General features: G+C 65.8%; 15 protein-coding genes. 8 read left to right on the plus strand and 7 right to left on the minus strand.

Annotated features, from left to right (window positions below):
* From ACGFNJ_RS42080 to ACGFNJ_RS42095, 4 genes are read right to left on the minus strand one after another with little or no spacing between them, the layout of a single operon-like run.
* Nucleotides 1-1,023, minus strand: coding sequence for an ABC transporter permease (locus ACGFNJ_RS42080; protein WP_393461882.1), 1,023 nt, complete (start codon nucleotides 1,021-1,023; stop codon nucleotides 1-3).
* The gene (locus tag ACGFNJ_RS42085) at nucleotides 1,020-2,522 is read right to left on the minus strand and encodes a sugar ABC transporter ATP-binding protein (protein WP_393461884.1); all 1,503 of its coding nucleotides are present in this window, start codon (nucleotides 2,520-2,522) and stop codon (nucleotides 1,020-1,022) included. Before ACGFNJ_RS42085 ends, ACGFNJ_RS42080 begins: the two co-directional genes overlap by 4 nt.
* On the minus strand, nucleotides 2,522-3,616 hold the full coding sequence (locus tag ACGFNJ_RS42090) for a sugar ABC transporter substrate-binding protein (RefSeq protein ID WP_393461886.1): 1,095 nt from the start codon (nucleotides 3,614-3,616) through the stop codon (nucleotides 2,522-2,524). Before ACGFNJ_RS42090 ends, ACGFNJ_RS42085 begins: the two co-directional genes overlap by 1 nt.
* Nucleotides 3,613-4,968: an L-fuconate dehydratase gene (locus ACGFNJ_RS42095; RefSeq protein WP_393461888.1), complete on the minus strand. Its 1,356-nt coding sequence runs from the start codon at nucleotides 4,966-4,968 to the stop codon at nucleotides 3,613-3,615. Before ACGFNJ_RS42095 ends, ACGFNJ_RS42090 begins: the two co-directional genes overlap by 4 nt.
* A 210-nt stretch (nucleotides 4,969-5,178) precedes the next feature.
* On the opposite strand from ACGFNJ_RS42095, the gene ACGFNJ_RS42100 reads away from it, so the two are divergent.
* Entirely contained in the window at nucleotides 5,179-5,964 is a 786-nt protein-coding gene (locus tag ACGFNJ_RS42100; RefSeq protein ID WP_393461890.1) for an SDR family NAD(P)-dependent oxidoreductase, read from the plus strand.
* 11 nt (nucleotides 5,965-5,975) lie between these two features.
* Complete coding sequence (locus tag ACGFNJ_RS42105; RefSeq protein WP_393461928.1) at nucleotides 5,976-7,193, plus strand: alpha-hydroxy-acid oxidizing protein; 1,218 nt, start codon at nucleotides 5,976-5,978, stop codon at nucleotides 7,191-7,193.
* 10 nt (nucleotides 7,194-7,203) lie between these two features.
* On the opposite strand, the gene ACGFNJ_RS42110 is transcribed toward ACGFNJ_RS42105, so the two are convergent.
* Together ACGFNJ_RS42110 and ACGFNJ_RS42115 are read right to left on the minus strand one after the other, a co-directional pair.
* Nucleotides 7,204-8,283 carry a diacylglycerol kinase gene (locus tag ACGFNJ_RS42110; RefSeq protein WP_393461892.1) on the minus strand — a complete coding sequence of 360 codons (1,080 nt, stop codon included), beginning with the start codon at nucleotides 8,281-8,283 and terminating at the stop codon, nucleotides 7,204-7,206.
* Between the two features lies 1 nt (nucleotide 8,284).
* Nucleotides 8,285-9,076 carry an SDR family oxidoreductase gene (locus tag ACGFNJ_RS42115; RefSeq protein ID WP_393461894.1) on the minus strand — a complete coding sequence of 264 codons (792 nt, stop codon included), beginning with the start codon at nucleotides 9,074-9,076 and terminating at the stop codon, nucleotides 8,285-8,287.
* A gap of 116 nt (nucleotides 9,077-9,192) precedes the next feature.
* Here ACGFNJ_RS42115 and ACGFNJ_RS42120 point away from each other — a divergent pair, with 116 nt between their 5' ends.
* The 6 genes from ACGFNJ_RS42120 (at nucleotide 9,193) to ACGFNJ_RS42145 (ending at nucleotide 15,057) form a co-directional block, all read left to right on the plus strand.
* The gene (locus tag ACGFNJ_RS42120) at nucleotides 9,193-10,077 is read left to right on the plus strand and encodes a helix-turn-helix domain-containing protein (RefSeq protein WP_393461896.1); all 885 of its coding nucleotides are present in this window, start codon (nucleotides 9,193-9,195) and stop codon (nucleotides 10,075-10,077) included.
* 119 nt (nucleotides 10,078-10,196) lie between these two features.
* Nucleotides 10,197-10,403 (plus strand): hypothetical protein, encoded by a 207-nt coding sequence (locus ACGFNJ_RS42125; protein WP_393461898.1) that lies wholly within the window; start codon nucleotides 10,197-10,199, stop codon nucleotides 10,401-10,403.
* Between the two features lie 554 nt (nucleotides 10,404-10,957).
* Complete coding sequence (locus tag ACGFNJ_RS42130) at nucleotides 10,958-12,502, plus strand: tryptophan halogenase family protein (protein ID WP_393461900.1); 1,545 nt, start codon at nucleotides 10,958-10,960, stop codon at nucleotides 12,500-12,502.
* Nucleotides 12,499-13,122, plus strand: coding sequence for a LysE family translocator (locus tag ACGFNJ_RS42135; RefSeq protein ID WP_393461902.1), 624 nt, complete (start codon nucleotides 12,499-12,501; stop codon nucleotides 13,120-13,122). Before ACGFNJ_RS42130 ends, ACGFNJ_RS42135 begins: the two co-directional genes overlap by 4 nt.
* 34 nt (nucleotides 13,123-13,156) lie before the next feature.
* The gene (locus ACGFNJ_RS42140; RefSeq protein WP_393461904.1) at nucleotides 13,157-13,669 is read left to right on the plus strand and encodes a flavin reductase family protein; all 513 of its coding nucleotides are present in this window, start codon (nucleotides 13,157-13,159) and stop codon (nucleotides 13,667-13,669) included.
* An 80-nt stretch (nucleotides 13,670-13,749) separates the two neighbouring features.
* Nucleotides 13,750-15,057 (plus strand): DUF2786 domain-containing protein, encoded by a 1,308-nt coding sequence (locus ACGFNJ_RS42145; protein ID WP_393461906.1) that lies wholly within the window; start codon nucleotides 13,750-13,752, stop codon nucleotides 15,055-15,057.
* A gap of 2 nt (nucleotides 15,058-15,059) precedes the next feature.
* Here ACGFNJ_RS42145 and ACGFNJ_RS42150 read toward each other — a convergent pair whose 3' ends face one another.
* Nucleotides 15,060-16,193: a hypothetical protein gene (locus ACGFNJ_RS42150; RefSeq protein WP_393461908.1), complete on the minus strand. Its 1,134-nt coding sequence runs from the start codon at nucleotides 16,191-16,193 to the stop codon at nucleotides 15,060-15,062.
* Nucleotides 16,194-16,414: the final 221 nt, after the last annotated feature.

Genomic DNA, 16,414 nt, shown 5'->3' on the forward strand with positions numbered 1-16,414 from the left:
CTACTCCTGCCGTCGTCCACTGGCGACCCGGGTGATCACCAAGGCGACCAGGATCAGCGCACCGTTGATGAACTTGAGCGAGTCGGCACTCACTCCGCCGTAGGACAGCAGCTTCTGAATCAAGGTCAGGATCAGCACGCCGAAGAACGCGCCGAGCACCGAACCGCGCCCGCCGTTGAGCGCGACGCCGCCGATCACGCAGGCGGCGAACACCTGGAAGATCATCCCGTCGCCCTGACTCACCTGCACACTGGCGAACTGCCCCGAATAGATCAGGCCCCCGATCGCCGCAAGCCCACCGGCGATGACCAGCACGCCGATAACGACGTTATCGGTGCGAATGCCCGCGGCCCGCGCGGCCGCCTCGTTGCCGCCGACCGCATACAGCGACCGCCCGACCGTCGTGTAGGTCAATACCAGGTAGCCGAGGACGAACAGCGCCAAACAGAGCGCCACATCGACAGGCACACCCAAAACCCTGGTATTGCCCAACCATTCGACCGACGGCGGAATCTTGGTGAGCGTGAACCCCTCGGTCAGGAAGGTCAGCAACCCACGCAGCGCGATGAGCATGGCCAGCGTGACGATAAAGCCGTTCAACCCGAAACGCACGATCAGCACCCCGTTGAGCGCGCCGACGGCAAGCCCGACGAGCAGCGCGATCGGAATGGCCATCCACGGCGACGTCCATGAGTAGGCGCCCACCTGCGCGGTACCCATGGTCGCCCAGATGGCGACACCGGGCGCGAGCCCGAAGGTCGATTCCAGCGACAGGTCCATCCGGCCGACCACCAGCACCAGCACCTCGGCAAGCACGATCAACGAGATGCCGCTCATGGTGGTGAGCACGTTGGTGAGGTTGTCGCGCGAGACGAAGTTGGTGTTGATGAAGTAGCCGACCACCAGCACCAGCAGGATCGGCGGCACCAGCAGGAAATCCCGCAGCGCACCCCAGCGCACGGTGCGCCGGGTCGAGGTCGGCTCGCGGGTCGCGGGTTCGCGCCCGGTCGCGATCGGGGTCATGACAGTCCTTCCATCGCGGCGACGAGTTCCTTGTCGCCCCAGCCCTGCTCGAATTCCTGCACGATCACGCCCTGCACCATCACCAAGACCCGGTCGCAGTCGCGCAGATCGTCGAGTTCGTCCGACACCACCAGCACGGCGGTGCCGCGGTCGGCGGCCGCGCGCACGACCGCGCGCAGCGTCTCCTTCGACCGGACGTCGACGCCCGCCGTCGGGGTGATCAACACGAGCACCGCGGGGTCGGTGGCCAGCGCACGAGCGAACACCACCTTCTGCTGGTTGCCGCCAGACAGTTCCGCCACGCTCTGGTCCGGCCCTTCGGTTTTTATGCCGAGCTCGTCGATGGCCTTGCCCGCCACCGTGTTCCGGGTGCGCCGGGACAGCAGGCCGAGCCGTCCGAGCCGGTGCGGCACGGTCAGCGTCGCGTTGTCGGCGACGCTCATTTCCGGGATCAGGCCCTCCTCGTGCCGATCGCGCGGCACGAAACCGATACCGGCGTCCAGCGCGCCGCGTACGCCGCCGCCGCGCGGCGCGCTGCCGGACACGAGGACCGAACCCGTTGCCGCCTTGCGCAATCCGACGATCGTCTCGGCCACCTCGATCCGGCCACTGCTGCCGCCGCCGGCCAGGCCGACGATCTCACCGGGCCGGACCGCGAACGACACCTCGGCGAATTCGCCTGTGCGCGTGAGTCCGTCGACCGTCAAGGTGGGCGCTGCCGAGCGGTCCGGGTCGCGGCGGGCGACCGAGGTCTGCAGCTCCACCGAGTCGCCGGTCATCGCGGCGATGAGTTCCCGCTTCCCCAACTCCGCGGCAGGGGCGGTCACCACATGCTTGGCATCCCGGAAGACCGTGATATCCCGGCAGATCTCGTAGGTCTCGTCGAGGTGGTGCGAGATGAACAAGAAGGTGACGCCCTGCGATTGCAGGTCCCCGATCCTGGCGAACAACCGTTTGATCGCAGGCCCGTCGAGCTGCGCGGTCGGCTCGTCCAGAATGATGAACCGGGCACCGTGCGACAGCGAGCGGGCGATCTCCACCAGCTGCCGGTGCTCGACCGAGAGATCGCGGGCGACGGTGTCGACGTCGACCGGCACCGACCAGGTGTCGAGCAGATCGCGAGCGCGGCGACGCACGGTGCGCCAGTTGATGATTCGGCCGCCGAACCCTTGATTGTTGACGAACAGGTTCTCCGCCACCGACAGGTCGGGGATGATCGTGGACTTCTGGTAGACGCACGCCACCTTGGCGCGCCACGCGTCCCGGTCGGCGGGCGACGGCGCAGGGAGACCGTTGAAGCGCACCTCCCCCTCATCAGGAGCTGCGAGTCCGGTCAAGATCGACACCAGGGTCGATTTCCCCGCGCCATTGCGGCCGACCAGCGCGTGGGTGCGGCCCGCGGTCACCCGCAGCCCGACCCGATCCAATGCAATCACGTTGCGGCCGAATCGCTTCGATACGTCGATCGCCTCGGCGATCGGTTCCCCGGTCGCCGTCATCAGCCGCCGTGCCCCCACAGGCCGGGCGCCGACGGGGTCAGCGTGTCGAGTTCGCCCACCTTGCCGCCGGTCTTCGTGACGACCGGAGCGGACAGTTGGTCTTCGAGCATCCCGCCGATGCCGGTGTCGATGATGGTCGATCCGTGGTCGGTCGGGCCGGGCGTGAACTTCTTGCCGTCGATGGCGGCCTTCGCATACACCGCCGCGTACTGCGCGTACAGATCCGCGGGCTGGGAGATCGTCGCGTCGATCTCGCCCGCCTCGATGGCGTCCAGTTCGGCTTTGATGCCGTCGTTCGACACAATCGTGATGTGGCCGGGCGCACCGGCTTTCACCAGTTTGCCGCTGCGCTTGAGCAAGGCGAGCGTCGACTGCAGGAACACGCCGCCCGCCTGCATGTAGATGCCGTTGATATCGGGATCGGTCAGCAGTTTGTCCTGCAGGCCCGAGACGGCACGGTCGCCCTTCCAGTCGGTGGGGATCTCGATCACCTTGATGCCGGGGTAGCGAGTCTTCATGCACTCGGCGAACGCCTCGGACCGGTCGCGGCCGTTGATCGAGCTCAGGTCACCCTGAAATTCGACGACTTTGCCTGTGCCCTTGAGTGTTTCACCGAGGTAGATGCACGATTTGGTGCCGTAGGCGCGGTTGTCGGCGCGCACCACCATGTACACGCCGCCGCTGTCCGGCCGGGTGTCGACGCTGACCACCGGCACACTTTTCGCGGACGCGGCGGACAGCGCGGGTTTCACCGCCGCGGTGTCCTGCGGCGCCATGATGATCGCCTTGACGTTCTTCGACAGCAGGGTGTCCACGTTCGACTTCAGCCGGTTGGCGTCGTTGTCGGAGGAGGTGTTCTCCAGCTTCACCCCTGCCGCAGCGGCTTTCGGGCCTAGATAGCCCGCGTAAGCACTCCAGAAGTCGGAGTCCGAGCGTGGCTGATCCGCGCCGACGAGGACGCCGGCTTCCGCACCGCTGCCGACGGTGACGCCTGCGCCACTCTTGCCGGTATCGATCGAATCCCGCGAACACGCGGTGCTTGCGATGATCAGCGTCGCGCCGATGGCGATGCCGATGATGCTGGCGGCTTTCATGATTTCTCCTGCGGGTGGGTCGAGAGGTCAACTCCCGGTGTCGAATTCGAGTCGGTGTCGCGCCACACGGCGCCGGTCGGGTAGGTGTGGTCCTGTAGCGAGGCAGGCAGCATTTCGGCGCTGAAGCCCGGTTCCCGCGGCGCCAGATAGCGTCCGTCGCGCACGCGCACCGGATACCGGAAGTGCTCGTGCAGGTGATCGACGAATTCGATCGCCCGCCCCTCGATGCTGCCGCTGATCGCGATGTAGTCGATCATCGCCAGGTGCTGCACCAGCTCACACAGCCCGACGCCACCCGCGTGCGGCACCACCGGAACCCCGAACTTGGCCGCCAGCAACAGAATTGCCAGGTTCTCGTTGACGCCCGCCACCCTGGCCGCGTCGATCTGCAGGATGTCGACCGCGCCTGCCTGCAGCAGCTGCTTGAACAGGATCCGGTTCTGGCCGTGCTCGCCGGTCGAAATCCGCACGGGCGCAACGCGACGCCGGATCTCGGCGTGCCCGAGAATGTCGTCCGGGCTGGTCGGCTCCTCGACCCAGGCCGGATTCGCCGGCGCCAGCCGGGAAATCCAGTCCACCGCGGGGCCGACGTCCCAGCGCTGGTTCGCGTCGACGGCCAACCCGATGTCGGGTCCGATCGCCTCCCTGGCGACCTTGATCCGCCGCACGTCCTCGTCGACGTCGCGGCCGACCTTGATCTTGATTGTGCCGAACCCGTCGGCCACCGCCTGTCTGGCCAGCCTGGCCAGCTTGTCGTCGGAGTACCCGAGCCAGCCGGGCGAGGTGGTGTAGGCCGGATAGCCAGCCTCGAGTAATCGATCCGTCCGCTCCCGTCTGCCCGGCTCGGCGCGGCGCAGGATCGCCAGCGCCTCGTCCGGCGTGAGGGCATCGGTGAGATAGCGGAAGTCGATCAGCTCGACGATCTGTTCCGGCGACATCTCGGCGACCAACTGCCACACCGGTTTTCCGGCCAGTTTCGCGGCGAGATCCCACGCGGCGTTGATCACCGCACCCACCGCCATGTGCTGCACGCCCTTCTCCGGGCCGAGCCAACGCAATTGGGAGTCCGCGGCGAGCGCGCGGGCGAAGCCGCCGAGGTCTCCGACGATCTCGGCCACCGAGCGTCCGACAACCAGGTGTGCGAGCGATGCGATGGCGACGCGTTGCACGTCGTTGCCGCGGCCGATGGTGAACGCGAAACCGTGGCCGTCCGCGCCCGTTTCCGCGTCGGTCCGCAGGATCACGTACGCCGCGGAATAGTCGGGGTCGGGGTTCATCGCGTCCGAGCCATCGAGCTCTCGCGACGTCGGGAACCGGACATCGAAGGTGTCCAGCGCCGTGAGACGCGCCATGGGGGATCCTCGTTCCAGATAGTGATCTGGGTCACGACTATACATCGGATGTCTGTCCGCGCAATGGGAGCGGAAAAATCGACCAATCTCAGCTTCCCAGTGGCAATCTGGCCCATACCGCGGACAGCGGTGTTATCTTCGCCAGGGTCAAACATCGGATCTGTTCTGGGCGGTTGCTCGCACCGGGATCGACGCGAGAAGGTGGACGGTATGTCGTCGCGTGGCACATTCGACGGGCTGGTGGCCGTGGTCACCGGCGGCGCGTCCGGGATCGGGCAGGCGGTCGCCGCGACGTTCGCGGCCGCAGGCGCACGGGTGGCGGTGCTGGATCTCGAGCCAGGAGGCACGCCTCCCGCGTCAGGGCTCGCCCTGCGCTGCGACGTCACCGACGACGTATCGGTGCGGCACGCGACGGCGGCGGTGGTGGACGCGTTCGGACGGATCGACATCCTCGTCAACTGCGCAGGCATCGGCGCGCAGGGCACCATCGAGGACAACACCGACGCGGAATGGCGACGAGTATTCGACGTGAATGTGTTCGGCACAGTGCGCGTCTCCCGCGCCGCGCTCCCCCACCTGCGGCGCTCGCCCGCCGCCGCGATCGTGCACATCTGCTCGATCGCCGCCACCACCGGGCTGCCCGACCGTGCCGTCTACAGCGCGAGCAAGGGCGCCATCCTCGCGCTCACCCGCGCGATGGCCGCCGACCACCTCGGCGACGGTATTAGGGTGAACTGCGTGAATCCAGGGACCGTCGACACGCCATGGGTGCAACGGCTGCTTGCGGCCAGCGCGGATCCCGACGCCGAAATGGCCGCGTTACGGGCGCGACAGCCACACGGGCGGCTGGTCACCGCGGCCGAAGTAGCCGGTGCCGTCGCGTATTTGGCCGGTCCGATGGCCGCGTCGACAACCGGGACCATGCTCGAAGTCGACAGCGGCATGCATTCGCTGCGGCTGCGCACCGCCGCCCACGCCGCCGGGGCAGGCCGGTGACCGCACGCCGGATGCCCCGGCCGCGCGAGCTGACGCCATTGGTCAAATTCGAGCGTCCGTTCGGCGGACGGGCACGCAAACTCGCACGCGCCCAAACCATCTGGGACCTCAGGGAGATGGCGCGCGCCCGCACCCCGAAGGTCGCCTTCGATTACACCGATGGCGCCGCCGACGCCGAGATCAGCCTGAACCGGGCCAGGGAAGCGTTCTCCGACATCGAGTTCCGGCCCGCGATCCTGCGCAACGTCGCGGCGGCCGACACCACGACCACGGTGCTCGGCGCCACCGCCGCACTGCCGTTCGGCATCGCGCCGACCGGGTTCACCAGGATGATGCACACCGCGGGCGAACTGGCCGGGGCGCGGGCCGCCGAACGAGCAGGCATCCCATTCACGTTGTCCACCATGGGCACAACGGCCATCGAGGATCTCGCCGCAGGCACCGGCGTCGACGCCCGCAACTGGTTCCAGCTCTATATGTGGACCGACCGCGATCGTTCCCTGGCGCTCGTAGGGCGGGCCGCCGCAGCGAAATTCGACACCCTCGTCGTCACCGTCGACGTGCCGGTGGCAGGCGCACGGCTGCGCGATGCGCGCAACGGCATGACGGTGCCGCCCTCGATCACCCTCAGCGGCGCGTTCGACGCGTTGCGCAGGCCATGGTGGTGGTGGGATTTCCTCACCACCGAACCGCTGGCCTTCGCCTCGCTCGACCGCTGGTCCGGGACCGTAGGTGAACTGCTCGATGCCATGTTCGATCCGACGGTCGGCTTCGACGATCTCGCCTGGCTCCGGGAGCGCTGGCCGGGGCGGATGCTGGTGAAGGGCGTGCAGACCGTCGCGGACGCGAAACGCTTGGCCGGGCTCGGTGTCGACGGCATCGTGTTGTCGAATCACGGTGGGCGGCAACTGGATCGCGCGCCGGTGCCGCTGCATCTGCTGCCGTCGGTGGTGCGCGAGGTCGGCGACGACATGGAGATTCACCTCGACACGGGCATCATGCACGGTGCCGACATCGTCGCCGCCGTCGCCCTCGGCGCGCGGTTCACCCTCATCGGGCGGGCCTATCTGTATGGGCTGATGGCGGGCGGGGAGGCGGGCGTCGACCGGGCCATCGACATCCTGCGCACGCAGATCGTGCGGACGATGAAGTTGCTCGGTGTCGGCACACTCGCCGAGCTCGAACCGCACCACGTACGAGTGCTGGAACGGTATCGATCGCGCGAATGAGCCACCGCCGCTAGGGCTTTCCGTTCCGTGCCGCCGGGTTGGTGATGAGCGGTAGGTCGAGGGCGGTCACGATGCCCGCCGGCGCCTGGACCACGGCGGGGATCGCGTTGACGATGCGCATGGCCGTGCCGACCAAGGTGGCGTAGTTGTGGTCGCCGTTACGGCTCGACGTCACCAAATCCATGGCATAACTGGGCTCGCCGGTGATTTCGACGCGGTAGGAGCCCTGCCGCTCGGCGGGCTGCGGCCAGTCGGGGCACAGGTCGGGATGCAGGCGGGTCACGTGCTCCAACACGGTGACGACGTCGTCGCCGACCATGCCGCGCACCTCGAAACGCAGTGCGGCAGCGGTGCCCTCGGCGATGTGACCGGTGGCGATGTCGAAGGAATGGCCTGCCGGGATTCGCTCGTAAGTTTCAGTGACCGTGTCGAGGGTGACACCGATGCCCGCGGCCAGCTGGCGCACCACGCCGCCCCAGGCGAGCGAGAGCACACCGGGCTGCAGCAGCAGCGGGATGTCGTCGACGGGCTTACCGAAACCCATGATGTCGAACATGACTTCACGGTTGTCGTAGCTGGCGTAGTCGACGATCTCGATGCAGCGGAGCTGATCGATGCGCAGGCAGGTACCCGCGAGCGCCAGCGGCAGCAGGTCGTTGGCGAAACCAGGATCGATGCCGTTGACGAACAGCGACGAATTGCCCTGTGCCGCGGCTTCTTCCACCGGCTTCAGCAGTTCGTCCGGCAGCACGCCGTACGGGTACTGGAAGAACACCGGCGCGCAGGCGACCACGTTGATTCCGGCGCTGAGTATCCGCTGCAGGTCGCCGACGGCTTCGAACAGGCGGTTGTCGGTCATCGAGCAGTAGACGACGCAATCGGGTTTCGCCGCGAGGATGGCGTCGGCGTCCATCGACGCCGCGACGCCGACCGAATGATCCAGTCCGGCAAGGGCTCCCGCGTCCTGTCCCGCCTTCGCTGGGCCGGACACCCACACGCCGGTCAATTCCAGATCAGGATTGGCGATGACGCCCGCCAGCGCGTGCTTGCCGACATTGCCAGTACCCCACTGCACCACGCGATAGGTCATCTCAGAGGTCTCCGATCGGAAGGTCGAGGTTCGGGGCGATCAGGCCACCGTCGGGCTCGAGCACCTTGCCCGTGAGGTACTTGCCTGCGGGCGAAACCAGATAGAGCGCGGCGGCCGCGATATCGTCGGGATCACCGATCGACTGTAGTGGTGTCTTCGACTCCAACTGGGTACGCATCGCGTCGTTGCTCGCGACGATTTCCAGCGCGGAGGTCAGGATCGAGCCCGGCGCGATCGCGTTCACCCGGATGCGTGGATTCAGGTCGAGCGCAGCGAGTTTCGTGTAGTGCGCGAGCGCGGCCTTCGCCGTGCCGTATGCCGCGAAGGCCCGGCCGGGAAGCCTGCCCATGGTCGAGGTGATGTTGAGAATGGAGCCGCCGCCCGCCGTCGCGAGCATGTGCGGCACCGCGGCCCGCACCAGTGCGTGCGCGTTGGTGACGTTGAAATTGAAGGCATCGACCAGCGCCTGCGGCGTGGTGTCGAGCAACGGGCACGGCATCGCGCCGCCGACATTGTTCACCACGATGTCGAGGCGACCGAACCGCTGCACCGCCGCCTCCGCCAGCGCGGCGGTCGCGTCGAGATCGCTCAGATCCGCCGCGACGACATGCGCCTGCGGCCCGGCGTGGGCCACCTGCTCGGCCACCGCGTCCAACTGGCTCTTGGTCCGTGCCGCGATGAGCACATCCGCGCCCGCCTCGGCAAAGGCCACCGCGATCGCCGCACCCAACCCGCGACCCGCGCCCGTGACAACGGCGACCTGCCCATCGATGCGGAACCGATCCAGAATCATTCGCGCTCCATTCGCGCTGAGGTGTCGAAGCTTCGGATGTCGAATATTCGACACTAGATGATCTAATATTCGACATAGTAGGTCGTCCGCCCGAATCGAGACAAGGGATTCCGCCAATGCCCGATCGCTCCGCGTCCCCGCCGACGCGCCGCGTCATCGAGATCGTGTCCCTCCTGACCACCGCCACCGAGCCGGTCAGCGTCGCAGGCATCGCCGAACGCCTCGGCATCGCCCGCGCCACCGCGACCGCCATCCTGGCCGAACTCGACGAGGCAGGCTGGGTCGCCCGAGACCGGCACCGCGGATACGCCATCGGCCCCGCACTGGTCGGCCTGCACGGTGCCGCGCTCCCGCCCGGCGTCGGCGACATCATCGCCGCCCTCGCTGCTCGCACCGGCTACGGCGCCACCTTCAGCCGCATCGAACCGGACCGCCTGACCGTCCTCGACGTCCGGCACGGCACCCACCGCATCGTCCCCGGAATTCCGGTGGGCCACCGCATCCCACTCCAATTCCCGGCAGGCGCCAGCGTCATGCCCTGGCGTACCGCGACCGAACAGAACACCTGGCTGCGCACTGCCGCCGGCGCCGACCAACGCACCGCAGGCGCGCTGCTCACCCTCGTCCGCGCCAACGGCGTCGCCGTCTTCCGTCCCCGCGCCGACGACGCAGGCATGGTCGACCTGCTCGCCGATCTGCTCAGCGCCGTGGGAACCGAACTGCTGCAACCACATCTACGCTCCCGCGTGCTGCGCCAGCTCGCCGAGCTCACCTCTCGGCCCTACACCAAGTCCGAGCTCGACTCCACCGACGCACTCCCCCTCAGCTACCTCGCCGCCCCCGTCTTCGACGTCACCGGCACTGCGGCCTACGAAGTCCAACTCGGTCCGCTCCAGTCGGCGACCACGAAACCCGAACGCGACGAGTACATCTCGGCAACCCTGGATGCCGCCCGTCAGCTCTCGGCAACACTGTCAAGCAACAGCAAGGCCAACACCTGATGAAACCGACGATTCGGATTCCATTGCGACACAAGATAAAACGGCAGACACGCGGTAGCGCTACGCGATCGTGACTTCGATCCATCGATGGTGGGACACGCGCAGAGGGCGATTGATCCATGAACGACCCCGCCCCCGCACCCGAAGTTCCCGACGAGCCAGCAGCCGAAGAAGCAGACGCACCTGCCGCTCCGGTCGATGAAACCGGCTACGAAGCAGACGACGAAAACAGCGACGACGAACCCGCCGCAGAGACCGACACCGAGGAAAGCGACAAAGACGACGACGAGGAAGACGACGAAGAAGGTGGTGCCGAGAGCGAGTGAGTCTCGCTGCACCCGTGGATGATTGAGACGACGAAGGCCCCCGGCGCGCGCCGGGGGCCTTCGTGCTGCAGACAGGTTAGGAGCTGCTGCCGGTAGCGGTCCCATGACATGTAGATCCCGACTTGCCTGCTTAGTCGGAGGTCACCAGCCGCATCCAGTCGAACACGCTGTCGCTATCCGGGGCGGCAAAACCTTTGTGGTGCAACCAATTCTATCTACCACCAGGTATGCCGAATACCGGACCCGACCGTTGACACGGTTGATTCCAATCGGTAGAAAGGGAGGCGACAGTACCGGCAACGGGAATTGGGGGGTCCACGCACTGCGTAGACATATCCTTCGGCATGTGAAACATATTGTCGCGCAACGGTGCGCGCAGTGCTTTCCTGCGAATAGTGCACACAGAGCCTCCGCAGACAATCGAGCTTTGCGCTGAATCGAGCTCTCGGTGCGCCAAGACACGTGCGATCATCGGCGTGCCACAGGAACAGCGATGCCGCAGGCCCGATATTTGCCCGCCGTGCCGGGGGGAACGTAAACGGGGAGCTATCGTTATGGCACGCAATGTCTTGATTGTGGGTGGCGGGACAGCCGGTTGGATGACCGCCGCATATTTGTCCAAAGCTTTGCCCGGCGTATCCGTATCGTTGATCGAATCCGCGACAACGGGCCGAATCGGCGTCGGCGAGGCAACATTCAGCACCATCCGGCATTTCTTCGACTACCTCGAACTCGACGAGCGCGAGTGGCTGCCGCAATGCGCAGGGGGCTACAAGCTCGGCATCAGATTCCAGAACTGGAGCGGCGACGGCGGCCATTTCTATCATCCGTTCGAACGATGGAATCGAGTGCACGGGTTCAGCCTGGCCGAATGGTGGCTCGCCGGCGATCGAACGGAGCCGTTCGACGAGGCGGCATTCGTCACGCCGACGCTCTGCGCCGCGCGGCGTTCACCGCGCGCCATCGACGGAAGTCTCTACGGCAGAAAGGTTTCCGAGAATCTCGGCGAGTCGACCATGCTGGATCAGATCGAGCAGTTCCCCTATGCGTATCATTTCGACGCGGACAAAGTAGCCGCATTCCTGTCGAAGTACGCCATCGAGCGCGGCGTCCGGCACATCGTCGACGACGTCACCGACGTGCGAACCGACAACGACGGAATCTCCGGTGTCGAATCGTCTGCGCACGGCACACTGACCGCGGACCTCTACATCGACTGCACCGGCTTCCGGTCGCTGATGTTGGCGGACGCACTCGCCGAGCCGTTCGAATCCTTCGCCGACGTGCTACCCAACAATCGCGCGGTAGCACTGCGTGTCCCCCGCGCCGTCACCGAGGAGATGGAACCGTACACCACTGCCCAGACCATGAACTGCGGCTGGCGCTGGACGATTCCACTCTACGAACGCAACGGCTACGGCTACGTGTACTGCGACCGCTACACGACACCCGAACAGGCCGAGGCGGAACTGCGAGCGTCCATACCCGTCGACACATCGGGCCTGGAAGCCAACCACATTCGCATGCGCATCGGACGTAGCCGGCGCTCATGGGTCGCCAACTGCGTCGCCATCGGGCTCGCCAGCGCGTTCGTCGAGCCGCTCGAATCCACCGGGATCTTCTTCATCCAGCACAGCATCGAGGAGCTGGTCCGCTTCTTCCCCGGCACCGGCGACAACGCCTGGTTGCGCGAGGAGTACAACAGGCGAGTTCGGCACGTGGTCGAGGGGGTCAAGAACTTCCTCGTCATGCATTTCGTCGGCGCCGCACGGAACGACACCGAATATTGGCGAGACGTGAAGCTCACACCACTTCCGCAAGAGCTGGAGCGCATCCTGAAGTTCGCCGAGAACGGCTTGCTCGACGAGCAGAACATCTACCCGGAGTATCACGGGTTCGAATCGTATTCCTGGAACACGATGATCCTCGGTCTCGGCATCGGACCCGAGACACCGCGGCCCGCGCTGCGGAATTTCCGCACCGGCGCCGCCGATGCCGGGTTCGCCGACGTACGCAAACGCGCCGCCGCCGCGGTCGAAAGCTTGCCCTCGTGCTACGAATATCTGGACCATCTCACCCGTGATTCAATGGTCCGGTGATCGCCGCAGTCGGAGCACTTGCCGCCACTGTCGTTACTCTGATCGCCATTCCTGGCCCCAGCATCCTCTATATCGTCGGTCAGACGTTGGCGGCAGGTAAGGCCACGGCTTTCCGGAGTGTCCTCGGGAACGCGCTCGGCACGCTGACGGCAGGCATTCTCATCACCACATTCTTGGGAGTGGCGATACAACAGAGCAGCGTCGTGCAAACAGCCCTTCGCACCGTCGGCGCCGTCGTACTGGTCCTGCTCGGCCTCTCGTTTCTGCTGGCGGCCTTCCGAAAAAGAAAGCTGGCCGAGCCCTCGTTGCCGGAGGCCGCAGGCTCTGCTCGACCGTTGGCCACCGGCTGGCTGGTCGGCGCGACCAATCCCAAGGCCATGGTCATTTTCGGGACCATCACGCCCAGTTTTCTGCCTGCCGGCACAGCGGTATTCCCCGGCCTGACCGTGCTTGCGTTCGTTCCGGTGCTGGTCGGGTTTTTCGTCGACTCGCTCTGGCTCGAAGGCGCTCATCGGATGAAGGGGTGGCTTGCCCGCACCAACGGATCCATCGCGTCGATCAATGCCGCAGGCGGAATCTTGATGATAGTGATGGCCGCATTGATTTTCCGCGGGGTATGACCCCGACGACGTCCGGGCACTAGGAAGCAACAATATGACCGGTCAACAGCAGTACGACGCAAGCGATTTCCGGCAGTTCATGAGCTCGTTCCCCAGCGGGGTCGCCGTGGTGACCAGCGTGCTCCCCGATGGTTGCCCCACCGGTTTCACCTGCACATCGCTGTGCAGCGTCTCGATGGATCCGCCGACTCTCCTCGTCTGTGCGAACCAGGCGAGTCGTTCGGGCGCGGCCGCCGTGGCGAGTGGCGGTTTCGCGGTGAACCTCCTGCATGTCGGCGCCACCGCGGTCGCGAAACTGTTCGCGGCACCGACCAGCACGCGGTTCGGCTCGGTCGCATGGCATCGAACCCCGAACGGCATGCCTGCCTTGACATCCGATGCCTTCGCCGTCGCCGACTGCAAGGTGGTCGGCCATCTCCACATAGAAACGCACACAGTGATTTTCGGGCGGCCCACCCAGATCACCTACAGTGACGCCGTGGACCGGCCGCTGCTCTACGGTATGCGAATGTTCACCGGCTGGAACACTGCCACCCAACATCACTGAGCCGGGCGAGTTCGTGGTCGGCAGGTTGTTCTATCGTTGCAGGCGTCGATGCTGGCGGATTCCGAACGAGGTTGGGGTACATGGGCAAGCAGAACCGTCGGCGACGCACCGGCCGTCGGCCACAAAGCGGTCCATCTGGTGGCTCCGAATTCTGGTCTACGCAAAAGCCTGCAGATTCGTCCGCGGACGCGGCCGACATCGCCAACATGCTGATGGCTGCCGCGATCGAGACCGCACGAGGGGCTGCGGCGGCCGCGACGCAGTGTGCGGCGACGCTCGCTGGTCGGGATCGGCTGACGCCACAGGTGGAGCAAGGTGCGCACCTAGCGGGTCAGCACATCATCACCCGGATCTTCCAGAACGGCTGGCTGCCGTGGGATGTCCACCGGGCCGCGCAGCGCCACCTCGACGAGCATGCGATCGCGCTGCTCACCGACATCATCGCCGCGTACATGCAGCCTTTTGCCGCCGCCGCGGTCGATGAGACCTGGCGCGAGCAGCTCGACCAACTCGGCGCCGTCGTCTGGTGGTCGAAGTCCGCACCACACCTCGGCCAGTGGGCGACGAAGCACCTGTTCACGCCGGCCGAAGCGCTCACCACCGTGGTCCAGACACTGGCGCTGCTCATCCGGCTGCCGCGGCTGGAGCTCATCCGTCCGCTTCCCGGCACCGCGCGGCCGAGCACCGCATCGCGACACCACGTCGACGAGAAGGTCCTGAGCCGAGTCAGGGGGTTGCTCGCGAAGGCCGAATCGACGTCGTTTGTTGAAGAGGCCGAGGCGCTTTCGGCGAAGGCGCAAGAGCTGATGACCAAATATGCACTGGACCGAGTGCTGATCGAAGCGGACACCGCTGCGCCCGATCTGCCTGGCGCACGCAGGATCTGGCTGGATACTCCGTACGTCGACGCTAAAGCGGTGCTCGTCGACACGGTCGCCCAAGCCAACCGCTGCCGGCCGATCTTCAGTTCGGCATGGGGATTCACCACCGTCGTCGGGGACGAAGGCGACCTGGAGGCCGTCGAGTTGTTGACAACGTCGCTACTCGTCCAAGCCACGAGAGCGATGATCGCCAGCGGCAATCAGGAACAGCGCAGTGCGGATTCGCGCAGCCGCGGGTATCGCAAGTCGTTCCTGCTCGCCTATGCCACGCGAATCGGTGAGCGATTGACCGCCGCCGCCGAGGCCACGATTGCGGAATCCGCCGAATCAGCGCGGCTGCTGCCGGTACTCGCCTCCCATCAGTTGAAGGTGGACAAGGCATTCGACACCCTGTTCCCGACAGTCCGTAATCGCGGTGTCTCGTTCGGCAACGCCAACGGGTGGGACGATGGTCTCGCCGCCGCCGACAACGCCCAGTTGGAAGCCCGGCGCCCGCTTAGGAAGTAGTGCTATTCGACCGGTTCGAAAGGGGTCGGGGTCGCTCCGGACCAGCGGTAGAGGTGAGCGGTACCGGTCTGCTTGGTTGTGTTGCCCGATTTCACGGTCGCGGAGGTCGCGACGTAGTAGCGGCCTTCGCCCAGAGCGATCAGACCGTACGGGGCGTGGAACTGCCAGCCGCGGGTGGCCGAGGCGTCATCATGTAGGCCGCCCGGGGCGAGAGCCAAGACCAAGGCTTGTTCGGGCCGTGGTTGTCCCAGCAGTTCTTGCCGGACCGGTTGTTCGGTTGCCTCGATCATGAAGAACGGATAGTTCGGGAACTGCGGCTTCTTGCCCGGATACACCGCGAGGAACCAGTTTTCGGTGTGCGGGTCGTACTCCAGGTTCTGTACACCGAAAGTGGTGTTGCCGGTGCGCACGAAGAACTTGCCATCCGGTGCTGCGGGGCCGCTCGTGTGCGGGGCACGCTGGGTGAGTGGGCGCTCGTAGGCGCGCCATGCGGTGGTGTCGTACTGCAGGAGGACCTGATAGTCGTTGTCGCTGCGAGAGTTGTTGGCGTAGATGCCGTAAGCGATCGTGAGTTTCGTGGCACCGGTGCGGGTGCCGAAGGTCGGCCCGAACGCCACGCCGTCGATGCCGCTGCATCCGTAGCGGTGGTCTGCGGTAGTGGCGGTATCGCCGTCGAACTTGCCGTCCCCGTTCATGTCTGCGGTGTAGTCGCCCACCACTTCCTTCAGGTAGACGGTGCTCACAATGCCACTCGATTCGGCATCCAGGTTCGGGGTGGTGATGCGATCGACATCGATGATCGCGATGTAGAACGCGGACGCCGCCTTGTACTCCAACGAGCCGTACACTCGACCGTCCCGGTCATCGAACGCCAAATCGCCCAGATGCCCGGTGAATCCGGTCACCGAACCCACCACGTTTCCGCTCAGATCCGTCTTCACGAAGAGATCCGTGAACGAGAAGTACATGAATCCCTTGTGCGTATCGATGGCGAAACCCTGCACGTGCCCGGATTTCCATGTGCCACCGGATATTTCGGTTGGCAACTCTTGTGCGTGTGCACCGACCCGGGGCAACATCGTCATCGCCGCAACAAGTAGCGCGAGCAGTCCGATTCGCAGGGTTCGAGCAAACACGTGCACCTCCATCGTTGAACGACGTCGAAGCAGCACGGTACGGCGGGTGGATTGGTGGCGAAACAACCAGTGAGAGAACAACATCCGAAGAAACGACGAAGACCCCCAGCCATGGGCTGGGGGTCTTCGTGAATGATTGTCCGGCGGTGTCCTACTCTCCCACACCCTGTCGAGTGCAGTACCATCGGCGCAGGTGGCCTTAGCTTCCGGGTTCGGAATGG

The organism is Nocardia sp. NPDC049149, assembly GCF_043197455.1.
Lineage (GTDB): Bacteria > Actinomycetota > Actinomycetes > Mycobacteriales > Mycobacteriaceae > Nocardia.

Excerpts from the sequence above, each read along its gene's own strand:
- ACGFNJ_RS42080 (WP_393461882.1), bottom strand. The coding sequence starts at position 1,023 with ATGACCCCGATCGCGACCGGGCGCGAACCCGCGACCCGCGAGCCGACC.
- ACGFNJ_RS42085 (WP_393461884.1), bottom strand. The coding sequence starts at position 2,522 with ATGACGGCGACCGGGGAACCGATCGCCGAGGCGATCGACGTATCGAAG.
- ACGFNJ_RS42090 (WP_393461886.1), bottom strand. The coding sequence starts at position 3,616 with ATGAAAGCCGCCAGCATCATCGGCATCGCCATCGGCGCGACGCTGATC.
- ACGFNJ_RS42095 (WP_393461888.1), bottom strand. The coding sequence starts at position 4,968 with ATGGCGCGTCTCACGGCGCTGGACACCTTCGATGTCCGGTTCCCGACG.
- ACGFNJ_RS42100 (WP_393461890.1), top strand. The coding sequence starts at position 5,179 with ATGTCGTCGCGTGGCACATTCGACGGGCTGGTGGCCGTGGTCACCGGC.
- ACGFNJ_RS42105 (WP_393461928.1), top strand. The coding sequence starts at position 5,976 with ATGCCCCGGCCGCGCGAGCTGACGCCATTGGTCAAATTCGAGCGTCCG.
- ACGFNJ_RS42110 (WP_393461892.1), bottom strand. The coding sequence starts at position 8,283 with ATGACCTATCGCGTGGTGCAGTGGGGTACTGGCAATGTCGGCAAGCAC.
- ACGFNJ_RS42115 (WP_393461894.1), bottom strand. The coding sequence starts at position 9,076 with ATGATTCTGGATCGGTTCCGCATCGATGGGCAGGTCGCCGTTGTCACG.
- ACGFNJ_RS42120 (WP_393461896.1), top strand. The coding sequence starts at position 9,193 with ATGCCCGATCGCTCCGCGTCCCCGCCGACGCGCCGCGTCATCGAGATC.
- ACGFNJ_RS42125 (WP_393461898.1), top strand. The coding sequence starts at position 10,197 with ATGAACGACCCCGCCCCCGCACCCGAAGTTCCCGACGAGCCAGCAGCC.
- ACGFNJ_RS42130 (WP_393461900.1), top strand. The coding sequence starts at position 10,958 with ATGGCACGCAATGTCTTGATTGTGGGTGGCGGGACAGCCGGTTGGATG.
- ACGFNJ_RS42140 (WP_393461904.1), top strand. The coding sequence starts at position 13,157 with ATGACCGGTCAACAGCAGTACGACGCAAGCGATTTCCGGCAGTTCATG.
- ACGFNJ_RS42145 (WP_393461906.1), top strand. The coding sequence starts at position 13,750 with ATGGGCAAGCAGAACCGTCGGCGACGCACCGGCCGTCGGCCACAAAGC.